Below are 681 nucleotides of genomic sequence, written 5' to 3'. Positions count from 1 at the left end.
GACGGCGCCGGTGGCGACGTCGAGGGCGGCAAACAGCGAAGTCGTACCGTGCCTGACATAGCTGTGGGTCCGTCGCTCGGGCATGCCAGGCATCATCGGCAGCACGGGCTGTTCGCGGTCGAGCGCCTGGATTTGCGATTTCTCATCGACACATAAGACTAGGGCATGGGTGGGCGGCGAAAGATAGAGGCCGACGATATCCCTGACTTTGTCGACGAACAGCGGGTCGCTCGACAGCTTGAATGTCTCCGCTCGGTGGGGTTGCAGCCCGAACGCGTTCCACATGCGTCGGATCGTCGTATGCGAATGACCGGTGGCCGCCGCCATCGAGCGGATCGACCAGTGGGTCGCGTCGGCAGGTAGCGTCTGCAGCGTTCGTTCGATTACCGCCGCGACGGCATCGTCGTCGATCGAGCGGGGACGACCAGATCGCGGCTCGTCGAGTAAACCGTCGATGCGATCGTGCAGAAACCGCCGACGCCACTTGCCGACCATATGCTCGCTGAGGCCCAGTTCAGCAGCCACTTGCTTGCTTTGCATCCCATCGGCGCAGCGCAAGACGATACGGCAGCGCTCCGACAGCGAGCGCGTCACTCGATGGCGCCGTACCTGCCGTTCCAGATAGCCTCGCTCATCCGCCGTCAAAATCAGCGCCTCAACAGGCCGACCTCGCCCCATCTC

1 protein-coding gene is annotated in these 681 nt (G+C 63.4%); it reads right to left on the bottom strand.

What is annotated here, in order from left to right:
* Nucleotides 1–678, bottom strand: a 678-nt coding sequence (locus ABD050_RS28915; protein WP_343893053.1) for an IS630 family transposase, incomplete at its 3' end; no start/stop codon positions are given.
* Nucleotides 679–681 lie beyond the last annotated feature (3 nt).

Source organism: Sphingomonas oligophenolica (genome assembly GCF_039522915.1).
Classification (GTDB): Bacteria; Pseudomonadota; Alphaproteobacteria; order Sphingomonadales; family Sphingomonadaceae; genus Sphingomonas; species Sphingomonas oligophenolica.
The sequence above is the reverse complement of the archived record's forward strand: the minus strand, read 5'-3'. Positions and strand labels throughout refer to the sequence as shown.